General features: G+C 60.3%; 23 protein-coding genes. 5 read left to right on the top strand and 18 right to left on the bottom strand.

The window, feature by feature from the left end:
- Positions 1 to 3 precede the first annotated feature (3 nt).
- The 3 genes from CKW07_RS14380 to CKW07_RS14370 all read left to right on the top strand — a co-directional run bounded on the left by CKW07_RS14380 (position 4) and on the right by CKW07_RS14370 (position 2,966).
- Positions 4 to 1,020, top strand: coding sequence for an outer membrane protein assembly factor BamD (locus tag CKW07_RS14380; RefSeq protein ID WP_095145488.1), 1,017 nt, complete (start codon positions 4 to 6; stop codon positions 1,018 to 1,020).
- A 125-nt stretch (positions 1,021 to 1,145) separates the two neighbouring features.
- A complete protein-coding gene (locus CKW07_RS14375; RefSeq protein WP_095145487.1) occupies positions 1,146 to 1,379 on the top strand; it encodes a PP0621 family protein in 234 nt (77 codons plus the stop codon).
- A 252-nt stretch (positions 1,380 to 1,631) separates the two neighbouring features.
- Positions 1,632 to 2,966 (top strand): sigma-54 dependent transcriptional regulator, encoded by a 1,335-nt coding sequence (locus tag CKW07_RS14370; RefSeq protein WP_095145534.1) that lies wholly within the window; start codon positions 1,632 to 1,634, stop codon positions 2,964 to 2,966.
- A 150-nt stretch (positions 2,967 to 3,116) separates the two neighbouring features.
- On the opposite strand, the gene thiO is transcribed toward CKW07_RS14370, so the two are convergent.
- From thiO to CKW07_RS14335, 7 genes are all read right to left on the bottom strand, one after another.
- Entirely contained in the window at positions 3,117 to 4,217 is a 1,101-nt protein-coding gene (thiO, locus tag CKW07_RS14365; RefSeq protein WP_095145486.1) for a glycine oxidase ThiO, read from the bottom strand.
- 56 nt (positions 4,218 to 4,273) lie between these two features.
- On the bottom strand, positions 4,274 to 4,675 hold the full coding sequence (locus CKW07_RS14360; protein WP_095145485.1) for a type IV pilin protein: 402 nt from the start codon (positions 4,673 to 4,675) through the stop codon (positions 4,274 to 4,276).
- A gap of 15 nt (positions 4,676 to 4,690) precedes the next feature.
- Positions 4,691 to 5,029: a hypothetical protein gene (locus tag CKW07_RS14355; RefSeq protein WP_095145484.1), complete on the bottom strand. Its 339-nt coding sequence runs from the start codon at positions 5,027 to 5,029 to the stop codon at positions 4,691 to 4,693.
- A 112-nt stretch (positions 5,030 to 5,141) separates the two neighbouring features.
- On the bottom strand, positions 5,142 to 5,621 hold the full coding sequence (locus tag CKW07_RS14350) for a PilX N-terminal domain-containing pilus assembly protein (RefSeq protein WP_095145483.1): 480 nt from the start codon (positions 5,619 to 5,621) through the stop codon (positions 5,142 to 5,144).
- 11 nt (positions 5,622 to 5,632) lie between these two features.
- Entirely contained in the window at positions 5,633 to 6,337 is a 705-nt protein-coding gene (locus tag CKW07_RS14345) for a PilW family protein (RefSeq protein WP_095145482.1), read from the bottom strand.
- Positions 6,334 to 6,777, bottom strand: a complete 444-nt coding sequence (pilV, locus tag CKW07_RS14340; RefSeq protein ID WP_095145481.1) for a type IV pilus modification protein PilV — start codon at positions 6,775 to 6,777, stop codon at positions 6,334 to 6,336. The genes CKW07_RS14345 and pilV overlap by 4 nt, the downstream gene beginning before the upstream one ends.
- Positions 6,774 to 7,247: a GspH/FimT family pseudopilin gene (locus CKW07_RS14335; protein ID WP_095145533.1), complete on the bottom strand. Its 474-nt coding sequence runs from the start codon at positions 7,245 to 7,247 to the stop codon at positions 6,774 to 6,776. The genes pilV and CKW07_RS14335 overlap by 4 nt, the downstream gene beginning before the upstream one ends.
- 100 nt (positions 7,248 to 7,347) lie before the next feature.
- Here CKW07_RS14335 and CKW07_RS14330 point away from each other — a divergent pair, with 100 nt between their 5' ends.
- The gene (locus tag CKW07_RS14330) at positions 7,348 to 7,896 is read left to right on the top strand and encodes a GspH/FimT family pseudopilin (RefSeq protein WP_095145480.1); all 549 of its coding nucleotides are present in this window, start codon (positions 7,348 to 7,350) and stop codon (positions 7,894 to 7,896) included.
- Here CKW07_RS14330 and ispH read toward each other — a convergent pair.
- From ispH to murJ, 6 genes are all read right to left on the bottom strand, one after another.
- Entirely contained in the window at positions 7,873 to 8,820 is a 948-nt protein-coding gene (gene ispH, locus CKW07_RS14325; protein ID WP_095145479.1) for a 4-hydroxy-3-methylbut-2-enyl diphosphate reductase, read from the bottom strand. The genes CKW07_RS14330 and ispH overlap by 24 nt on opposite strands.
- A gap of 139 nt (positions 8,821 to 8,959) precedes the next feature.
- Complete coding sequence (gene fkpB / locus CKW07_RS14320) at positions 8,960 to 9,397, bottom strand: FKBP-type peptidyl-prolyl cis-trans isomerase (RefSeq protein ID WP_176465325.1); 438 nt, start codon at positions 9,395 to 9,397, stop codon at positions 8,960 to 8,962.
- Positions 9,398 to 9,404: 7 nt separating this feature from the next.
- Complete coding sequence (lspA, locus tag CKW07_RS14315) at positions 9,405 to 9,917, bottom strand: signal peptidase II (protein WP_095145477.1); 513 nt, start codon at positions 9,915 to 9,917, stop codon at positions 9,405 to 9,407.
- Positions 9,910 to 12,741, bottom strand: a complete 2,832-nt coding sequence (gene ileS / locus CKW07_RS14310; protein ID WP_095145476.1) for an isoleucine--tRNA ligase — start codon at positions 12,739 to 12,741, stop codon at positions 9,910 to 9,912. Before ileS ends, lspA begins: the two co-directional genes overlap by 8 nt.
- Positions 12,742 to 12,754: 13 nt before the next feature.
- Positions 12,755 to 13,693 carry a bifunctional riboflavin kinase/FAD synthetase gene (gene ribF, locus CKW07_RS14305; protein WP_176465320.1) on the bottom strand — a complete coding sequence of 313 codons (939 nt, stop codon included), beginning with the start codon at positions 13,691 to 13,693 and terminating at the stop codon, positions 12,755 to 12,757.
- Positions 13,694 to 13,822: 129 nt separating this feature from the next.
- Positions 13,823 to 15,361: a murein biosynthesis integral membrane protein MurJ gene (gene murJ / locus CKW07_RS14300; protein WP_095145474.1), complete on the bottom strand. Its 1,539-nt coding sequence runs from the start codon at positions 15,359 to 15,361 to the stop codon at positions 13,823 to 13,825.
- 252 nt (positions 15,362 to 15,613) lie between these two features.
- Between murJ and rpsT the strand changes: the two genes are divergently transcribed.
- Complete coding sequence (gene rpsT, locus CKW07_RS14295) at positions 15,614 to 15,892, top strand: 30S ribosomal protein S20 (RefSeq protein WP_007901883.1); 279 nt, start codon at positions 15,614 to 15,616, stop codon at positions 15,890 to 15,892.
- Between the two features lie 121 nt (positions 15,893 to 16,013).
- Here rpsT and CKW07_RS14290 read toward each other — a convergent pair whose 3' ends face one another.
- The 5 genes from CKW07_RS14290 to rplU form a co-directional block, all read right to left on the bottom strand.
- Positions 16,014 to 16,478, bottom strand: a complete 465-nt coding sequence (locus CKW07_RS14290; RefSeq protein WP_095145473.1) for a CreA family protein — start codon at positions 16,476 to 16,478, stop codon at positions 16,014 to 16,016.
- Between the two features lie 11 nt (positions 16,479 to 16,489).
- Positions 16,490 to 17,608, bottom strand: coding sequence for a glutamate 5-kinase (gene proB, locus CKW07_RS14285; RefSeq protein ID WP_095145472.1), 1,119 nt, complete (start codon positions 17,606 to 17,608; stop codon positions 16,490 to 16,492).
- Between the two features lie 123 nt (positions 17,609 to 17,731).
- On the bottom strand, positions 17,732 to 18,955 hold the full coding sequence (cgtA, locus tag CKW07_RS14280; protein ID WP_095145471.1) for an Obg family GTPase CgtA: 1,224 nt from the start codon (positions 18,953 to 18,955) through the stop codon (positions 17,732 to 17,734).
- A 195-nt stretch (positions 18,956 to 19,150) separates the two neighbouring features.
- Entirely contained in the window at positions 19,151 to 19,426 is a 276-nt protein-coding gene (rpmA, locus tag CKW07_RS14275) for a 50S ribosomal protein L27 (RefSeq protein ID WP_093419745.1), read from the bottom strand.
- Between the two features lie 35 nt (positions 19,427 to 19,461).
- Positions 19,462 to 19,776: a 50S ribosomal protein L21 gene (gene rplU, locus CKW07_RS14270; protein WP_003176051.1), complete on the bottom strand. Its 315-nt coding sequence runs from the start codon at positions 19,774 to 19,776 to the stop codon at positions 19,462 to 19,464.
- Positions 19,777 to 19,879 lie beyond the last annotated feature (103 nt).

Here is a 19,879-nt window from a genome sequence, read left to right as displayed (position 1 = left end):
GCCATGCAAGTGAAACACCTGCTGCTGATCGCCATCCTCGCATTGACCGCTGCTTGCTCGTCGAAGGAAGTCGTAGACGAAAACCTCAGCGAAGTCGAGCTGTACCAGCAGGCTCAGACCGATCTGGACAACAACAGCTACACCAGCGCCACCGCCAAGCTCAAGGCTCTGGAGTCGCGCTATCCGTTCGGTCGCTATGCGGATCAGGCCCAGCTTGAACTGATTTATGCCAACTACAAGAACGCCGAACCCGAGGCTGCCAAGTCTGCCGCCGAGCGTTTCATCCGTCTGCACCCGCAGCACCCGAACGTCGATTATGCCTACTACCTCAAGGGCCTGACTTCGTTTGACCAGGATGTCGGCCTGCTGGCGCGCTTCCTGCCGCTGGACATGACCAAGCGTGACCCGGGCGCCGCACGTGACTCGTACAACGAGTTCGCCCAGCTCACCAGCCGTTACCCGAACAGCCGCTATGCGCCGGACGCCAAGCAACGCATGATTTATCTGCGTAACCTGCTGGCGGCCTACGAAATCCACGTAGCCGACTACTACCTGACCCGCCAGGCCTATGTCGCCGCCGCCAACCGTGGCCGCTATGTGGTGGAGAACTTCCAGGAAACCCCGTCGGTCGGTGACGGCCTGGCCGTGATGGTCGAGTCCTACCAGCGCCTGCACCTGGACGAACTGGCCAGCACCAGCCTCGAAACCCTGAAGCTGAACTACCCGAACCACCCAAGCCTGGTGGATGGTCAGTTCGTACCCCGGGTTGCCGAAGCCGACAACCGTTCGTGGGCCAGCAAGGTCACCCTGGGCCTGATCGAGTCCCGTCCGCCGCTGCCGCCGGGTGAAACCCGCGCCAACCAGGACATCATGCGCCAGTATCAGAACGCCAAGGACGCCATTCCGCCCGAGCTCAAACCTCAAGACGGCGATGCTGCCGAAGAAGAGCAGCACGAAGCGGAAGGCAACAACGACGACCGCTCGTGGTTCAGCTACATGACCTTCGGCGTATTCGACTGATACCCGCCCGAGGCACCAGAGGGAGACTTTCGAGTCTCCCTTTTTTATTTCCGGGTTTTATAGCGCTGTGCGCTGGATGAGTCCTTGGCTAAACTGGCAAAACATTCGTCGAATAGCGGTTCACCATGCTTCGTTTACTGTTCTGGATTGCATTGATTACTGCTGCAGTATGGCTCTGGCGCAAGCTCAAGCGCCCCACCAATACCACCCAGCCGCCGAGCGAGCAAAACGCACCGCCCATGGTCCGCTGTGCCCATTGTGGCGTGCATCTGCCTCGCGACCGCGCGCTGAGCCTGCACCAGCAGTGGTATTGCAGCCAGGCTCATCTTGAGCAAGGCCCTGGCCCCGGTGATCGCTGAACCTGCACGATTGCTCGCCCCTGCCGCCTGCCCCGACCGACGGCAGGCACCCCAATGAACACCGCAATCGACCTGCTGGCGTCGACCGCCCGGCACAGAGAGTGAACAGGCTGAGGAACTGAAGGAATCGGATCGGCGTCTGAGACAGATTACTCACGGTCACAGTCATCGAATGAATCGGGCGATAGAACACCCCTCGCGGCCTTCCCGTCGCCGGCAAACGTTAGCCCATGGATGGACACAACGTTGAAGATGCCCCCAGCGCCAAGAGTCCTGATCGTTGATGACGAACCGGACATTCGCCAATTCCTCGAAATAGCCCTGGGTCGAATGAAACTCGACACCTCGACCGCCCGCAATGTCAGTGAAGCCCGAAGCCTGCTCAGCCACCAGCGATTCGACCTGTGCCTGACCGACATGCCGCTGCCCGACGGTACGGGCCTGGAACTGGTGCAACACATCCAACAGCGCCATCCACAACTGCCGGTGGCGATGATCAGCGCCAACGGTAGCCTGGAAATCGCCATCAACGCCCTGAAAGCCGGGGCTTTCGACTTTCTGACCAAGCCCGTGGACCTTGTACGGCTGCGAGAGCTTGTGGTCCGCGCAGTGCGCCAGCCGGCCGGCATTGCTCAACCCCTCGAGCGGCGCTTGCTCGGGGACTCGCTGCCCATGCGCAGCTTGCGCAAACAGATCGACAAACTGGCCCACAGTCAGGCCCCGGTGTACATCAGCGGTGAGTCCGGCAGCGGCAAGGAGCTGGTCGCCCGATTGATTCACGATCAAGGCTCACGCGCCGGCCAGCCGTTTGTAGCCATCAATTGCGGGGCCATTCCCGCGGAGCTGATGGAAAGCGAGTTCTTCGGCCATCGCAAAGGCAGTTTCAGCGGCGCCCTCGAGGACAAGCCCGGACTGTTCCAGGTGGCGAACGCAGGCACTCTGTTTCTCGATGAGGTCGCCGACCTGCCTCTGGCCATGCAGGTCAAGCTGCTGCGAGCCATTCAGGAAAAGGCCGTGCGCAGCATCGGCGGGCAGCAGGAAATGCCGATTGATGTGCGGGTACTCTGCGCCACACACAAGGATCTGGACGCGGAGGTGGCCGCCGGGCGCTTCCGTCAGGACTTGTACTATCGATTGAACGTGATTGAGCTGCGCGTTCCACCGCTGCGGGAGCGCCGTGATGATATCGAGCTATTGGCCACTCACGTGCTCGAACGCCTCGCGTCGCAGAGCAGCCTGCCGGTCGCTCACTTGCAGCCGCAAGCACTGGAGGCACTCAAGCGCTACCGTTTTCCGGGCAATGTCCGCGAACTGGAAAACATGCTGGAACGCGCGCATACGCTCTGCGAAAACAGACAGATCGGGGCGGATGACCTGCGCCTGGCAGAAGGCAACGGCAGGCGCGAAAGCGCCTTGCCAGACCTGACGAACATAGACAACCTCCCCCACTACCTGGAGCGCATCGAGCGCCAGGTGATTCTGCACACCCTGGAGGAAACCCGCTGGAACCGCACAGCGGCAGCCCAACGGCTGAGCTTGTCGTTTCGTTCGCTGCGTTACCGGCTCAAAAAGCTGGGCCTGGATTGAAACCACGCACATCGTGGCGAGGGAGCGTGCTCCCGCTCGGCTGCACAGCCGCCGCAAAGCAGGCATCCGAGGTATATCTGGAAGAACCGCAGATTGATTCTTGGGTCGCGAAAGGTGCCCGCAAGTGCAGGCACCCTCGCCACGCAGCCTCTAGAGGCGACCGGCCGGCGCATAAGGCGCTGGGTCGATAACCGGTTCGCGTCCCAACAGCACATCGGCGAACAACTGGCAGGACGCCGGCGCGAGCACCAGACCATTGCGATAATGCCCGCAGTTGAGCCACAGCCCGTAAAACCCCGGCACTGCGCCGATATAGGGTATCCCTTCTGGAGAGCCTGGCCGCAACCCGGCCCAATGACCGACCACCTCGGCCTGCGCCAACGCCGGGATCAGCTCGATCGCCGAGGCCTTAAGACTTTCCAGTGCGTCTTGCGTCGGGGTCTTGTCGTACCCCTCGTGCTCCAGGGTGCTGCCGATCAGAATATGCCCGTCGCGACGGGGAATGGCGTAACGGCCCTTGGCCAGAACCATGCTCGACAGGAAGTCCGACGCGCACTTGTAGAGAATCATCTGCCCCTTGACCGGCTCGACCGGCAGCACCAGGCCTAGGGTCTTGAGCAGGTCCCCGCTCCAGGCGCCCGCGGTCAGCACCACCTGATCGCCATGGATTGGGCCCAGCGCACTCTCGACGCCTACGACTTTAGCGCCCTCACGAATGAACCCGCTGACCTCGCACTGCTCGTGAACGGTCACGTTGGGCAACGCCAGCAATGCCGCCTTGAGGGACTTCACCAAGCGCGGATTACGGACGTTGGCCACATCCGCCATGTAAATCGCCCGGGAAAAACCTGTGCCCAGCACCGGTACGGCATCGCGGGTGGCCGAGATATCCACAGGGCTCAGTGGACGATTTTCCCGTTTTGCCCAGGCCAGCGCTTCGGCTTCGTCTTCCAGGTCCAGCCAGTACAGGCCCGTGGTGTGAACTTCAGGATCGACGCCGGTACTGGCGAACAGTTGCTCGGCCAGTTGTGGATAAAAGTCTTGGGACCAGTGGGCCAACGCCGTGACGGCCGGGCTGTAGCGCCACGGGTACAGCGGCGAAACAATACCGCCGCCGGCCCAGGACGATTCCCGGCCAAGGTCCGAGCGATCCAGCAGGACAACGCGCTCTACATGGGGCGCCAGATTAAACGCCGTCAGCAGGCCAATTACCCCGCCGCCGACAACCACCACTTGCTGTTGCTTGGCCATCATCTGATCCAACCATTAAGAAGACAGAGGGCGCAGCGTGCGCCCGAAGAAGGTACTCAGCGCCCCCAGCAATCTTTGCTGGTCAACCCGTCAGCCGCGTTACTCATGCCCATCACGCCCGTGTTGGTCAGCGTGAAATCGCCACATTTGTCAGTGGCCATGCTGGCGTCGGCTTTACGCACGGCGGTCAGCAGGAAGGCCTGGTCAGTCAAGGTCGCGGTAATACTGTAGAACTCGTTGCCCGCGCTCAGCCCCGGAGCGTTGGTGTACACCGAGTTTTTCGAATAGAACCGCTCAAGCGTCTGCGCCTGCTCGGACAGCAATCCGGCAATCTCGGTGCGGTGGGTTTTCTTCACGTACTCGGTCAGCAGCGGAGCGGATATGGTCAGCACAAGCCCGATGATCGCGATCACAATCATGATTTCGATCAGGGTAAAACCTTGGTTGAATCTACGCATTGCCTCAACTCTCACTTACTGTATTTGTCGCCACATGATTCGACGGCTGCCACCTGCCTGTTCAACCTGGGAGGTCGTACCGTCGCTGGAATCGTTCACGCTCTCGCCGTCCTCGCCGTCGAGTGCCGGGATTTCACCAATGAAGACTACCCCTTCGGAGGGCGTGTCGACGCTGTCGACCTGACCATCGCCGTTGGTGTCGAGCATCTTACCGCTGAACGCATCGGATTCGCCCGGTTTGCCGCTGTCATAACGCCAACAAGGTGTCGATGAGGCCACACCTGCCAGGTTGAACATGACCCAGCCCTTCACCCGCCAGACCTGGAACTGGGCATCCTGGTAGTCCGCGGGCATGCCCCGCACTACCTTGCACTGCCAGAGTGAAGGTAAATCCGACGCGGATGAAGTGCATGCGAAAGCGACCAGGCCAAGCCCCAGCCATCCGCGACGCCAGAAAGAACCGGGCTCAATATTTGGCATAGATACTCTCTACCACGCTACGCGAGTGGCCGGCCAATCCGATGGCGGTGACCCGGTACAGGGTGGCCGGGGTATTGAGCGGGACATTCACCGCGCCCGAACTGACACCGAGGTTCTGCACCCCGTAAAAGCCACTGCCAGCGGCGATCCAGGTGACGCCCGAGGTCGAATTGAACCCGGCGGTGGTGACGGTCGAGGACTCGGCGGGCGGTGCGCACCGGGTGTGATTTGCGCACTCCGCCAAGTGGTAGTTGCTGCGCTGCACCGCACTTTCACCGATGCGCAATGCCGCTTCCGCCCCCTGGAATGACTGGTTGCGCAAGGTCACGCCAGCGACCATCTTTTCCTGGAGCGTGGCGCTCTGCATCGACGCCAGGCCGATCATGGTCAGCAACAACAGAAACACCAGGCTCATGAGCAGCGCCATGCCACGCTGGGCGTTTGTCGCAAGGGGTGCTGACGGCATCGACATACCCTCTACATCAGCCGGTTGCGCAAGGCGGCAACCACATTGAACGTTTGATCGCGCACGCGATGCTGAGGGTCCGTCAGGGTCATACTGATCCGCACACTGCGGATCAGCGCCGGCTCGACGGGGTTTTGGCTGTAGCGGGAAACGGCAATGTCAGTGGCACTGTCGGCGATGCCAAAGCTGACATCAAAGGCGCTGACATTACTCACCAGCGCCGCCGTTCTGGTGCCGGTGGTCAGCAGAATCTCGCCATCGCGCAAGCGATAATCCAGGCGTCGGATCGGTAATGCCAATTGCCCGGCAGCTGGGGCGTGGCGCTGAGTGTAGGCCGTCGCACCGGTCCGGCAGTCTGACACCACGGTCCAGGTGGGCACGCTGCCCTGGCCGCCGACATCCGATGTCACCAGGGTCAGTTGGCGCATGGCGTTATCCCAGCGGATGGGCGTGGCGCGACTGGCCGCGAAGTCGCTGGCGGTACTGGCATCAACGATGGTCTCCAGGCAGCCGAACATACCAACCATGCGGATCTCCTGAATCATCTTGCTCAGGACATATCGCGCATCCTCCTGCATCCCGGCAGACGCGCTCTGGCTGAGGTAGGTGTTTTTTGCCGAAATGAAGACCTGTGCCACCCCCAGCACCAACGTCAGGCTGATCGCCAGAGCGACCATCAACTCGATCAGGCTGAATCCACGACACGAGCCCTTCATGGCGCGCCCACCGGGTCAGTGGTCGCGCGACTGCTCAACACAAAACTGCGGCGGCCGTCCGGAGTGCCGGCGGCACGGGAGTCATCCCAGGAGATGGTGATGGTATACACCCGCTGGTTCAGGCTGATGCTGCCCGTGGCGGTCGGACCGCCAAAGGCGGTGATGTTGCGGGTGAAGTCATGCAGGTCCTGATCCCGGGCGAGCGCCAGGTTGCCCGCCGTCGGTGGCGTGATGCTGTAGTCGGCCCCTGAGTTGGCGCGGATCCGGTCCATCATGTCGTAGGCAATGAAACTGGCCTGGCTGGTCATCAGCGAGCTGTCGGTGTATTTGAGCGCCTTGAGCTGAATCGCTGCCGCCCCCAATAGCCCGACGGCCAGTATCACCAGCGCTACCAACACTTCGATCAGTGTCATGCCGTCCTGTGCACGTAGCCCCTTCATCCGCAGCTTCCACCCACGACAATCCGTCCGTTCAAACACACGCTCAGCGTCCGGCTCGAGCGTCCCAATACGTAATGGATAACCACTGCCTCATCCATCCCCGACAGCCCGCCCATTTCGTCGAAGTCGATACAGGCCACTCCCGAGGTTAGTGTCAGAGTCGCTGCGCTGCTCATCGCAGGAACAACCCGCAATACATTCGCCGGTATGCCTGTGCTGTCGTACACCGCCAGCTCCGCGGTCCAATCGTTCCCGCCCGCAGTTGGCTGAACCCGTGTAGGGCGTGAACGGTTGATCGCCTCCAACCGGGCGTAGTTGAGCGCGCGCTGCAAAGCGCCTATCTCGGTATCGGCCCGGGTGTTCTGCACCACACGAGTAAACGCTGGGATGGCCAGGGAGATCACGCTCAATAGAACGGCGAAGGTCACCAGCAACTCGATCAACGTGAAACCTTTTGTACGACGATTCATCACTCCCCTTCGCTGCCAACGGCTACACCTAGCGAACGCGTCGAACGTTTGTCCGGGTGCGCTCGCGCCCATCCACACGAACTCCAGGGAAGGAGATTTTATGTGCCAGAAAGGCTTCGGCCTGATCGAACTGCTTATGGGACTGGCAATCGCCACGATCGTTCTGCAACTCGTCAGCCCGGTATTCAGTGAGTTAACGGAATCAATGCGCCGGGAGAGTGCCGCGCAGTTACTTGCCAGTGGCCTGCGCAACGCCCGCACCGAAGCGCTGGTGCGTAATCAGGCGGTGGTCGTTCATGGCTTGAACGATGACTGGGGGCAAGGTTGGCGGGTGATTCTGGACATCAGCGGCCAAGGTCATCAGGACAACAGCAACCCGCTGTTGCTGCAGCGCCAGACCGGTACACCGCTGCCGATCGCCGGCAATCAAGCCGTGAAGCACTTTGTGCGCTTCAGCAGCCTGGGCGAGCCGCTATTGCACAATGGCGGGTTTCAAGCCGGGACGCTGCACATCTGCGCGACCGGCAAACCGGTCAGCCACCATCAGGTGGTGCTGTCCAGAAGCGGTCGCGTCAGTTTGCGCAGCGACAAAGCCGAGCAGGCCTTGTGTGCGAGGAGTACAGCCTCAGAGCAGGGAGCGAACCCGTAGTTCCTTGGGCATGGAGAACGTGATGTTCTCCTCGCGACCGGCCAGCTCATCGGCACCGGTGGCGCCCCAGGCATGCAACTGTTCGATCACACCACGCACCAGGACTTCCGGTGCCGAAGCGCCGGCCGTGATACCAATACGCTCGACACCATCAAACCAGCTGCGCTGCATGTCTTCGGCACCATCGATCAGGTACGCCGGAGTGGCCATGCGCTCGGCCAGCTCACGCAGGCGGTTGGAGTTGGAACTGTTCGGACTGCCCACCACTAGCACCACATCGCATTCGTCGGCCAGTTGCTTGACCGCATCCTGACGGTTTTGCGTGGCGTAGCAGATGTCGTCTTTGCGTGGACCACCGATGGCCGGAAAACGCGTGCGCAAGGCATCGATCACACGGCTGGTGTCGTCCATCGACAAGGTCGTCTGGGTGACAAAGGCGAGCTTGTCCGGGTTGTGCACCTGCAGGGCGGCCACGTCGTCTTCGTCTTCGACCAGGTAGATCGCGCCACCATTGCTGGCGTCGTACTGGCCCATGGTGCCTTCCACTTCCGGGTGTCCGGCATGGCCGATCAGGATGCATTCGCGGCCGTCGCGGCTGTAGCGCGCCACTTCGATATGCACCTTGGTGACCAATGGGCACGTTGCATCGAATACCTTCAGGCCACGGCCTGCGGCTTCGCTGCGAACGGCCTGGGAGACGCCGTGAGCACTGAAAATCACGATGACGTCATCCGGCACCTGATCCAGTTCTTCGACAAAAATCGCCCCACGGGCGCGCAGGTCTTCCACGACGAATTTGTTGTGGACCACTTCGTGACGCACATAGATCGGCGGCCCAAAGACTTCCAGGGCGCGGTTGACGATTTCGATCGCCCGGTCCACACCGGCGCAGAAGCCACGGGGGTTGGCGAGTTTGATTTGCATGCTGTGCCTCGTGTCTTGCCCTGTAGGAGCGAGCTTGCTCGCGAAAAACTCAAAGACACCGCGTTTATCCAGGATATACGCGTCATCGTTAACGATCATCGCGAGCAAGCTCGCTCCTACAAAAGGCCGGCTTAGTCGGTTAGAGCGCTTTGACGTCGATGATCTCTACGTCAAAGGTCAAGGTCTTGCCGGACAACGGGTGGTTGAAGTCGATGGTCACTTGCGCGTCATCGAATTCCTTCACCACACCTGGCAGCTCGGTATTGGCCGCATCGTTGAAGATCACCAGCAAGCCCGGGGACAGTTCCATATCCTGGAACTGCGAACGCGGAATGATCTGTACGTTCTGCGGGTTGGGCTGGCCAAAGGCGTTTTCCGGCGCGATGGTCAGTGTACGCTTGTCGCCGGCCTTGAAGCCGAACAGCGCCGCTTCGAAACCTGGCAAGAGGTTGCCATCACCGACCTTGAAGGTCGCCGGGGCCTTGTCGAAGGTGCTGTCGACCGTGTCGCCGTTCTCCAGGCGCAATGCAAAGTGCAATGTGACTTCCGTGTTCTGACCGATGCGTTGCTCAGCCAATGCCTGTTCAGTCATGAACGGTTTCTCCGGTTTTCTTGCTTTTGAACATATCCAGCGCGAGCATCACCGCCCCGACACTGATGGCGCTGTCGGCAAAGTTGAACGCCGGGAAATACCAGCGGTTCTGCCAATGCACCAGAATGAAGTCGATCACATGGCCCAAGGCAATGCGGTCGTAAAGATTACCCAGCGCGCCACCCAGTACCAGTGCCAAGGCAACGGCCAGCCAGGTTTCATTGCGCCCCAGGCGCTTGAGCCAGACCACCAGCACCGCACTGACCCCGATGGCGATCAGGGCGAACAACCAGCGCTGCCAGCCGGAGCTGTCAGCCAGGAAGCTGAAGGCCGCGCCCGTGTTGTAGGCCAGGGTCCAGCTGAAGTAATCGGGGATCACCACGATTTGCTGGTACAGGGTCAGCGAGCTTTCGAAGTAGAACTTGCTGGCCTGGTCGATGACCAGGACCAGCAGGCTCAACCAAAGCCAGCTCAGTCGTCCGAAACGACCCGCCGCATTAGGCATAGTGACGAACCTCGCCGGCACCGCTGATGTTGTCGACGCAACGACCGCAGATTTCCGGATGCTCAGGGTTCACGCCGACGTCTTCACGGCAGTGCCAGCAACGGGCGCACTTGGCATGGCTCGACTTGACCACTTTGAGCTTCAGGCCGCTGACTTCGGTAACCACTGCGTCGGCCGGCGCCTGCGCGAACGGTGCAACGCTGGCGGTGGAGGTGATCAGGACGAAGCGCAGTTCGTTGCTCAGCTTGGCCAGGTCGTCGCTCAGGGCGTCTTCGGCAAACAGCGTCACTTCGGCTTGCAGGTTGCCACCGACGGCCTTGGCCGCACGCTGGATTTCCATTTCCTTGTTGACCGCGACCTTGACCGCCATGATCCGGTCCCAGTACGCGCGACCCAACTCGAAGCCTTCCGGCAGTTCGGTCAGACCTTCGTACCAGGTATTGAGCATCACCGATTCGTTGCGCTCGCCTGGCAGGTACTGCCACAGCTCGTCAGCGGTGAAGGCCAGGATCGGGGCGATCCAGCGCACCAGCGCCTCGGAGATGTGGAACAGCGCGGTTTGCGCCGAACGACGGGCCTTGCTGTTGGCGCCGGTGGTGTACTGGCGGTCCTTGATGATGTCCAGGTAGAAACCGCCCAGCTCCTGCACGCAGAAGTTGTGCACCTTGGAGTAGACGTTCCAGAAGCGGTATTCGCCGTAATGCTCTTGCAGCTCGCGTTGCAGCAGCAAGGTACGGTCCACGGCCCAACGGTCCAGCGCGAGCATTTCTTCTGCCGGCAGGATGTCGGTGGCCGGGTTGAAACCGGTCAGGTTGGACAGCAGGAAGCGCGCGGTGTTACGGATACGCCGGTAGGCGTCCGCACTGCGTTGCAGGATCTGGTCGGAAACCGCTATTTCGCCCGAGTAGTCAGTGGATGCAACCCACAGGCGCATGATGTCGGCGCCCAGGGTGTCGTTGACCTTTTGCGGCGCGATGACGTTGCCCAGGGACTTGGACATCTTGCGGCCCGCTTCGTCGACGGTGAAACCGTGGGTCAGCAGCTCGCGGTACGGCGCGTGGTTATCGATGGCGCAACCGGTCAGCAAGGACGAGTGGAACCAGCCACGGTGCTGGTCCGAACCTTCCAGGTACAGGTCGGCACGCGGGCCGGCCTCATGGCCCATCGGGTGCGAACCGCGCAGGACGTGCCAGTGCGTGGTGCCCGAGTCGAACCAGACGTCCAGGGTGTCGCTGATCTTGTCGTACTGTGGCGCTTCATCGCCCAGCAGCTCGGCGGCGTCCATCTTGAACCAGGCTTCGATGCCTTCGGCTTCGACACGCTTGGCCACTTCTTCCATCAGCTCGACAGTGCGCGGGTGCAGCTCGCCGCTTTCCTTGTTCAGGAAGAACGGGATCGGCACGCCCCAGTTGCGTTGACGGGAGATGCACCAGTCCGGACGGTTGGCGATCATCGAGTGCAGACGCGCCTGGCCCCAAGCCGGCACGAACTGGGTGTCTTCGATGGCTTTGATCGCACGTTTGCGCAGGGTGTCGCCCGCGACAGGCTCTTTGTCCATGCCGATGAACCACTGCGCGGTGGCGCGGTAGACCAGCGGGCTCTTGTGGCGCCAGCAGTGCATATAGCTGTGTTCGATGACGCTGGTGTGCAGCAGCGCGCCGACTTCCGACAGCTTGTCGACGATGGCCGGGTTGGCTTTCCAGATGAACTGGCCACCGAAGAACGCAAGCGTAGGCACGTAAACGCCGTTGCTTTGCACCGGGTTCAGGATGTCATCGTTGACCATGCCATAGTGCTTGCAGGTCACGAAGTCGTCGACGCCATAGGCGGGCGCGGAGTGAACCACGCCAGTGCCGGCGCCCAGCTCAACGTACTCGGCCAGGTAAACCGGCGACAGGCGGTCGTAGAACGGGTGACGGAAATTGATCAGTTCCAGCGCCGCACCGGTGGCGGTGGCGATGACCGAACCTTCCAGGCTGTAGCGCGCCAGGCAGGACTCGACCAGCTCTTCAGCCAGCACCAGCAGCTTGTCGCCGACGTCGACCAGGGCGTAGTTGAACTCGGGGTGAACGTTCAGCGCCTGGTTGGCCGGGATGGTCCACGGGGTGGTGGTCCAGATCACGATCGAAGCCGGCTTGCCCAGGGACGGCAGGCCGAACGCGGCCGCCAGCTTGGCTTCATCGGCGATCGGGAACGCGACGTCGATGGTCGAGGACTTCTTGTTCTCGTACTCGACTTCCGCTTCCGCCAGGGCCGAACCGCAGTCAAAGCACCAGTTCACAGGCTTGAGGCCCTTGAACACAAAACCACCCTTGACGATTTCAGCCAGGGCACGGATTTCACCGGCCTCGTTCTTGAAATCCATGGTCTTGTACGGGTTGGCGAAGTCGCCCAGCACACCCAGGCGGATGAACTCGGACTTCTGGCCTTCGATCTGCTCGGTGGCGTAGGTACGGCACAGCTCACGGGTTTTATCCGCGGTGAGGTTCTTGCCGTGGGTCACTTCGACCTTGTGCTCGATCGGCAGGCCGTGGCAGTCCCAGCCCGGAACATAAGGCGCATCGAAACCCGACAGGGTTTTCGAGCGGATGATCATGTCCTTGAGAATCTTGTTGAGCGCGTGACCGATATGAATGGTGCCGTTGGCGTACGGAGGACCGTCGTGCAGAACGAACTTTGGACGATCCTTACCAATCTCACGCAACTTCTGGTACAGGCCAATGCTGTCCCAGCGCTGCAGAATCTGCGGTTCGCGCTGAGGCAGGCCGGCCTTCATTGGGAAGGCGGTGTCCGGAAGGTTTAGCGTGGCTTTATAGTCGGTCATTTAAGGCTCTTCATTAGCGATGGGCGCTAGGTGCGGCATAGGCACGGGCGGCGGCGACATCCGCATTGATCGCCGTCTTAAGCGCCTCCAGAGAGGCGAAACGCTGCTCTTCACGCAGCTTTTGGTGGAAAACCACCGTCAAACGCCGGTCATACAGATCGCCGGCAAAATCTAGAACATGAATTTCCAGGTGGGCTTTGCCATCACCTGCGACCGTTGGCCGAACGCCGATATTGGCGACACCCGGCCAGGTCTTGCCGTCGATGTCGACGCTGACCAGGTAGACCCCGGACAGTGGCACACGACGACGCTTGAGTTGCACATTGGCCGTCGGCGTACCCAGTTGGCGCGCCAGCTTCTGCCCATGCAAGACCCGCCCGGCAATCCGGAACGGACGACCGAGCAAGCGCTCGGCCAAGGCGAAATCAGCGGCCGCCAGGGCATTACGCACCTGGGTACTGCTGACACGCAAACCCTCGAGTTCAACCGTCTGTGCGGCTTCAACCGTAAACCCGTGAACCTTCCCGGCCTGCTGCAGGAAATCGAAATCCCCTGCCCGGTCACAGCCGAAACGGAAGTCGTCACCGACCTCAAGATGCTGTACGCCCAGGCCGTCGACCAGGATGGTCTCGACGAACTCGGCGGCGCTGAGCTTGCTCAACCGCTGGTTAAAGGCCAGGCATAGCACCCGGTCAACACCTTCGTCAGCCAGCAGCTGCAACTTGTCGCGCAAGCGTGCCAAGCGGGCAGGCGCGGTGTCGGGCGCAAAGAATTCACGCGGCTGCGGCTCGAAAATCACCACGCAGCTGGGCACGCCCAACTCAAGCGCACGTTCGCGCAGCCGGCCCAGGATAGCCTGGTGGCCACGGTGAACACCGTCAAAGTTGCCAATAGTGGCGACGCAGCCCCGATGCTGGGGGCGCAGATTGTGGAGGCCTCGAACCAGCTGCATAACGCGCTTCTTGCTCATAAAGTGGTCGATTATAACCACACCCGGCGGCCGACGACAGGCAACACCGTAACCCAAAGTGATCGAACCGACAAAACCGCCATCCGAGCCGCCATTATTGAGCCAATGTCCTTAGCTCAACGCCTTGCGGTTGAAGTCCCGCAGGCGGAAACCCAACAGCGCCAGCATGCCGAAATACGCGACCACGCCGGCAACCACCAACGCCCCCAGGCGCAGGAAACGCTCCAGCATGCCGCCCTCGCCCCAGGCCGGCATGAAATGCATCAGCCCCAGCAGCACCGCCGACATCACGCCCACGGCCAGCACCAGCTTGAGGCTGAACTTCCCCCAGCCCGGTTGCGGTTGATACATCTTCTGCTTGCGCAGCTGATAGAACAACAATCCCGCATTGAGGCAGGCGCCGAGACTGATGGCCAGCGCCAGGCCTGCGTGTTTCAGAGAACCGATCAGGGCCAGGTTGAACAACTGGGTGACCACCAGGGTGAAAATCGCGATTTTTACCGGGGTGCGGATGTTCTGTTGTGCATAAAAGCCCGGCGCCAGCACCTTGATCAGGATAATCCCGAGCAACCCCACCGAATAGGCCACCAGTGCGCGCTGAGTCATGGCGGCATCAAAGGCGCTGAACTGACCGTACTGGAACAGCGAAACGGTCAGCGGCTCGGCCAGGATCCCCAGCGCCAGGGCGCACGGCAATACCAGCACACAACACAGGCGCAGGCCCCAGTCGAGGATGCGCGAGTACTCGTGACGGTCCTTGTTGGCGTAGGTCTTGGCCAGGGTCGGCAGCAGAATGGTCCCCAGCGCCACCCCCAGCACACCGGATGGCAACTCCATCAAGCGATCGGCGTAGTACATCCAGGACACCGACCCCGCCACCAGAAACGAGGCAAAAATAGTATTGATGATCAATGAAATCTGACTGACCGAAACCCCGAGGATCGCCGGCAGCATTTGCTTCATGACCCGCCAGACGCCGCTGTCGCGCAGATTCAGGCGCGGCAGCACCAACATGCCGATTTTTTTCAGGTGCGGCAGCTGATAGAGCAACTGCGCCAGGCCACCAGCCAGTACCGCCCATCCGAGGGCCATGACCGGCGGATCGAAGTACGGCGTCAGGAACAGCGAAAAGATGATCATGGCGACGTTGAGCAGCGTCGGCACGAAGGCCGGTACCGAAAAACGGTTCCAGGTGTTGAGGATGGCCCCGGCCAGCGAGGACAGCGAGATCAGCAATATATAAGGAAACGTCACTCGCAACAGGCTGGTGGTCAGCTCGAATTTTTCCGGAGTATCAACAAAACCGGGGGCTGTAGCCCAGATCACCCAAGGCGCCGCTACCACCCCGAGCACAGTGACCAGCGCCAGCACCAGCGTCAGCAAACCGGAAACGTAAGCAACGAAAGTCCGCGTCGCCTCCTCGCCTTGCTGGCTTTTGTATTCCGCCAGGATCGGCACGAACGCCTGGGAAAAAGCCCCCTCGGCAAAGATCCGCCGCAGCAGGTTGGGCAGCTTGAAGGCAATGAAAAAGGCGTCCGTGGCCATGCCGGCGCCGAAAATGCGGGCGATGAGGGTGTCACGGACAAACCCCAGAACCCGGGAAATCATCGTGATAGAGCTGACGGCAGCCAAGGATTTGAGCAGGTTCATTGAAGAGTTTTGTGCCTGTCGATAAACAGCAGGCGAACAATGCGCCTACTTATGCGATACTCCGCGCCGCAACAGCACAGAGCCAAAGCTCGCGAGTTTACAGGTCGTACGCCGGAATGAAATATCCCGGTGATTTATACCTACCACTTAGCGGAACGTCTCAACCGCCCTTGACAAGACTTCAACTCATCGGCATGATTCGCGGCCTATTTTGTTTGCTATTTCCCAAAAAGTCTTTCGAGGAGCTCGACGGTGGCCAACACACCTTCCGCCAAAAAACGTGCAAAACAGGCTGAGAAGCGTCGCAGCCACAACGCCAGCCTGCGTTCCATGGTTCGTACCTACATCAAGAATGTAGTTAAAGCCATCGACGCAAAAGACGCTGCTAAAGCGCAAGCCGCTTACGTTCTGGCCGTGCCTGTTATCGACCGTATGGCCGATAAAGGCATCATCCACAAGAACAAAGCTGCTCGTCATAAGAGCCGCCTGAATGGCCACGTCAAGGCTCTGAACGTTGCCGCTGCTGCCTAAGCGACACGCTCATTAAAAAACCGACCTCAGGGTCGGTTTTTTATTGCCTGTGATTCAGTGATCGCAGCGCAAAAAAATGGGAGCGGACCAAGCCCGCCCCCACATTTGGATCTTCGTTTACTTATTGAGCGTGCGCCCAAGGCAAAATCGGAATCGCCGTCACCGCATTCTGAGGACTACCCTCGATCAAGCGATCGCTGTAGACCAGATACACCAGGGTATTGCGCTTCTTGTCGAGGAAGCGCACCACCTGCATGGTCTTGAACACCAGGGAGGTACGCTCCTTGAACACCTCATCACCATCCTTGAGCTCACCCTTGAAGCTGATCGGACCAACCTGACGACAGGCGATGGACGCCTCGGCCCGGTCTTCCGCCAACCCCAACCCACCCTTCACCCCGCCCGTCTTGGCGCGAGACAGGTAGCAAGTCACACCATCCACCTTCGGGTCATCGAACGCCTCAACGACGATACGATCGTTTGGCCCAACGAACTTGAACACCGTCGACACCTGACCAATTTCCTCCGCCGATGCCAGCAGTGGCATCGCCAGCAACAACCCCAACAATCCTTTCACCATGCGCATACGCACTTTCCTTAAACCAGAATCAGGTTATCGCGGTGAACCAGCTCAGGCTCCGCCATGTAACCCAACAGACCGACAATCGACTCGGACGATTGACCGATGATTTTTTGCGCTTCAAGCGCACTGTAGTTGGCCAGGCCACGGGCAATCTCACGACCATCCGGCGCCACGCAGACCACCATCTCGCCCCGACGGAAGCTGCCCTGGACCAGCTTTACGCCGACCGGCAGCAGGCTCTTGTTACCCTGGGACAATGCCGCCACTGCCCCCTCGTCCAGCACCAGCGTACCGCGGGTCTGCAGATGCCCGGCCAGCCACTGCTTGCGCGCAGCCAGCATGCCGCGCTCAGGCGACAGCAAGGTGCCAATGCGCTCACCCACCTTCAGGCGATCGAGCACCCGCTCCAGGCGCCCACCCACGATAATGGTATGAGCCCCCGAACGCGCCGCCAGACGCGCCGCACGCAACTTGGTCTGCATGCCGCCACGCCCCAATGCGCCACCCGTACCGCCAGCCACCGCATCCAGCGCTGGATCATCGGCACGCGCCTCGTAAATCAGCTTGGCATCCGGATTGTTGCGCGGATCAGCATCGAACATGCCGTCACGATCGGTGAGAATCACCAACAGATCAGCCTCGACCAGGTTGGCCACCAGCGCCGCCAGCGTGTCGTTGTCACCGAAACGGATTTCGTCAGTGACCACCGTATCGTTCTCGTTGATCACCGGAATGACCTTGAGCTCGACCAGCGCGCGCAGGGTACTACGCGCATTGAGGTAACGCTTGCGGTCGGACAAGTCGTCATGAGTCAGGAGAATCTGCGCCGTGTGCCGGCCATGCTCGGCAAAGCTCGACTCCCAGGCCTGCACCAACCCCATCTGTCCGATGGCGGCAGCCGCCTGCAGCTCATGCATCGCACTGGGTCGTGCGGTCCAACCAAGGCGACTCATGCCCGCCGCCACCGCCCCGGAGGACACCAGCACCAGCTCGACACCCGCCTCATGCAGCGCAACCATTTGCTCAACCCAGACGCCCATTGCCGCGCGATCCAGACCCTTGCCGTCAGCCGTCAGCAAAGCGCTGCCGATCTTCACGACCCAACGCTGCGCACCTGTCACCTTGCTCCGCATCATCTTCCAACCTATGCCGGCGAGCGGCGCGACCCAGCGCCACCCATGCGATTATTCGTAGTTGTTTTTTACAGATACTAAAACGCCGCTCAGTGAGCGGCGCTTGTAGTTTACTGCAACGAATCAGTCACGGACGTAAATGATTTCCGGACCATCTTCGTCATCCACATCTTCTTCATCCCAATCATCGTCACCGATGTCATGGACCGACTTCACGCCGCTGCGACGCAGGGCACGCTGGTCATCCAGCGCCTGCAACTGGGCACGCGCCTCGTCTTCGATGCGCTGATCGAGATCAGCCAGCTCTTCACGGTAAGCCGGGTCGTTAGCCAGACGATCAGCACGATCTTCCAGGTAACGCATGATGTCACGCGTCAGGCGATCGGTGCCGTCTTTGGCGATGGCCGAGATGACGTAGACCGGACCGGCCCACTCCAGGCGATCAACGATCTCCTTGACCCGCTCCTCATGCTCTTCCTCAAGGATCTGGTCGCACTTGTTCAGCACCAGCCAACGATCACGCTCAGCCAGGGACGGGCTGAACTTGGTCAGCTCGCTGACGATCACTTCGGCAGCATCCGCAGCACTGGTTTCATCCAGTGGCGCCATGTCGACGAGGTGCAACAGCAGACGGGTACGCGACAAGTGCTTGAGGAAGCGAATCCCCAGGCCCGCGCCATCGGATGCGCCCTCGATCAGCCCCGGAATATCGGCGACCACAAAGCTCTTCCAGCGGTCGACACTGACCACACCCAGGTTTGGCACCAGGGTGGTGAACGGGTAATCGGCCACTTTCGGCTTGGCGGCGGAGACCGAACGGATAAAGGTACTTTTACCGGCATTCGGCAAGCCCAGCAGGCCGACGTCGGCCAACACCTTCATTTCCAGCTTGAGGTCACGCTGCTCGCCCGGCTTGCCTGGCGTAGTCTGGCGCGGCGCGCGGTTGGTACTGGACTTGAATCGGGTGTTACCCAGACCGTGCCAGCCACCATGCGCCACCAACAGACGCTGACCCGCCTTGGTCAGGTCGCCAATGACTTCCTGGGTCGCCGAGTCGATCACCGTGGTACCGACCGGAACCCGCAACACCAACTCTTCACCCTTCTTGCCGGTGCAGTCGGTACTGCCGCCGTTCGAGCCACGCTCGGCATCAAAGTGCCGGGTGTAACGGTAGTCGACCAGGGTGTTGAGGTTTTCGTCGGCGATCATGTAGACCGAACCGCCGTCACCCCCATCACCACCGTTAGGACCACCGTTTTCGATGAATTTTTCGCGACGGAAACTCATGCAACCGTTGCCGCCGTCACCAGCTTTTACTCGAATCGATACTTCATCAACGAACTTCATAACAAAACGCCTCTCGCCATACGGACGAGCCGAAAAACACTAAGACATAAGACTCTTGCAAAAATGAGCGCAGCGACCCCAATCAACGACCGTGTCATCCAGCGCCGGCAGCCCATACAAACAGTTTTGCAAGAGACTCACCCCACAAACGAAAAAGCCCCGTCGCAAGACAGGGCTTTTCCAGCAACTACGTAATTATGCCGCGACGACTGGAGTCTTCGGGACAATGCTCACGTAACGGCGGTTGAAAGCGCCTTTTACTTCGAACTTGATCACGCCGTCGATTTTCGCGAACAGAGTGTGATCTTTACCCATGCCAACGCCGTAGCCAGCGTGGAATTGGGTGCCGCGCTGACGCACGATGATGTTGCCCGGGATGATAACCTGGCCGCCATACATCTTCACGCCAAGGCGTTTGGCTTCTGAGTCGCGACCGTTACGGGTACTACCACCAGCTTTTTTGTGTGCCATGAGTTCAATTCTCCTAGTGAGGAATTAGGCTGAAATTAAGCCTGAATACCGGTGATTTTGATCTCGGTGTACCACTGGCGGTGGCCCATACGCTTCATGTGGTGCTTACGGCGACGGAACTTGATGATGCGGACTTTATCGTGACGACCTTGGGAGATCACTTCAGCCACAACGGTAGCGCCAGCAACAACTGGAGCGCCGATATTCACGTCGTCGCCATTGGCAACCAACAGAACGCGATCAAAAGTAACGGATTCGCCGGTAGCGATTTCCAGTTTTTCGATCTTCAGGTATTCACCTGGGGCGACTTTGTACTGCTTGCCGCCAGTAACGATTACTGCATAAGACATGGTATTTCTCCGATAATCCTGCTCACCCAGCTCTTTATAAGAAGAGGTATTGGCTGGCATGGCTGCATGGGGCTGGAAGGCCCGATTGCAATTGCGTAAGGCA

Source organism: Pseudomonas sp. Irchel s3b6 (assembly GCF_900187415.1).
GTDB lineage: Bacteria > Pseudomonadota > Gammaproteobacteria > Pseudomonadales > Pseudomonadaceae > Aquipseudomonas.
Note: the sequence above shows the minus strand (reverse complement) of the source record. Positions and strands in the feature narration are given on the sequence as shown.

Bases quoted from the DNA above. Each gene is read 5' to 3' on its own strand.
- CKW07_RS14380 (WP_095145488.1), top strand. From the start codon at position 4: ATGCAAGTGAAACACCTGCTGCTGATCGCCATCCTCGCATTGACCGCT.
- CKW07_RS14375 (WP_095145487.1), top strand. From the start codon at position 1,146: ATGCTTCGTTTACTGTTCTGGATTGCATTGATTACTGCTGCAGTATGG.
- CKW07_RS14370 (WP_095145534.1), top strand. From the start codon at position 1,632: ATGCCCCCAGCGCCAAGAGTCCTGATCGTTGATGACGAACCGGACATT.
- thiO (WP_095145486.1), bottom strand. From the start codon at position 4,217: ATGGCCAAGCAACAGCAAGTGGTGGTTGTCGGCGGCGGGGTAATTGGC.
- CKW07_RS14360 (WP_095145485.1), bottom strand. From the start codon at position 4,675: ATGCGTAGATTCAACCAAGGTTTTACCCTGATCGAAATCATGATTGTG.
- CKW07_RS14355 (WP_095145484.1), bottom strand. From the start codon at position 5,029: ATGCCCGCGGACTACCAGGATGCCCAGTTCCAGGTCTGGCGGGTGAAG.
- CKW07_RS14350 (WP_095145483.1), bottom strand. From the start codon at position 5,621: ATGCCGTCAGCACCCCTTGCGACAAACGCCCAGCGTGGCATGGCGCTG.
- CKW07_RS14345 (WP_095145482.1), bottom strand. From the start codon at position 6,337: ATGAAGGGCTCGTGTCGTGGATTCAGCCTGATCGAGTTGATGGTCGCT.
- pilV (WP_095145481.1), bottom strand. From the start codon at position 6,777: ATGAAGGGGCTACGTGCACAGGACGGCATGACACTGATCGAAGTGTTG.
- CKW07_RS14335 (WP_095145533.1), bottom strand. From the start codon at position 7,247: ATGAATCGTCGTACAAAAGGTTTCACGTTGATCGAGTTGCTGGTGACC.
- CKW07_RS14330 (WP_095145480.1), top strand. From the start codon at position 7,348: ATGTGCCAGAAAGGCTTCGGCCTGATCGAACTGCTTATGGGACTGGCA.
- ispH (WP_095145479.1), bottom strand. From the start codon at position 8,820: ATGCAAATCAAACTCGCCAACCCCCGTGGCTTCTGCGCCGGTGTGGAC.
- lspA (WP_095145477.1), bottom strand. From the start codon at position 9,917: ATGCCTAATGCGGCGGGTCGTTTCGGACGACTGAGCTGGCTTTGGTTG.
- ileS (WP_095145476.1), bottom strand. From the start codon at position 12,741: ATGACCGACTATAAAGCCACGCTAAACCTTCCGGACACCGCCTTCCCA.
- ribF (WP_176465320.1), bottom strand. From the start codon at position 13,693: ATGCAGCTGGTTCGAGGCCTCCACAATCTGCGCCCCCAGCATCGGGGC.
- murJ (WP_095145474.1), bottom strand. From the start codon at position 15,361: ATGAACCTGCTCAAATCCTTGGCTGCCGTCAGCTCTATCACGATGATT.
- CKW07_RS14290 (WP_095145473.1), bottom strand. From the start codon at position 16,478: ATGCGCATGGTGAAAGGATTGTTGGGGTTGTTGCTGGCGATGCCACTG.
- proB (WP_095145472.1), bottom strand. From the start codon at position 17,608: ATGCGGAGCAAGGTGACAGGTGCGCAGCGTTGGGTCGTGAAGATCGGC.
- cgtA (WP_095145471.1), bottom strand. From the start codon at position 18,955: ATGAAGTTCGTTGATGAAGTATCGATTCGAGTAAAAGCTGGTGACGGC.
- rpmA (WP_093419745.1), bottom strand. From the start codon at position 19,426: ATGGCACACAAAAAAGCTGGTGGTAGTACCCGTAACGGTCGCGACTCA.
- rplU (WP_003176051.1), bottom strand. From the start codon at position 19,776: ATGTCTTATGCAGTAATCGTTACTGGCGGCAAGCAGTACAAAGTCGCC.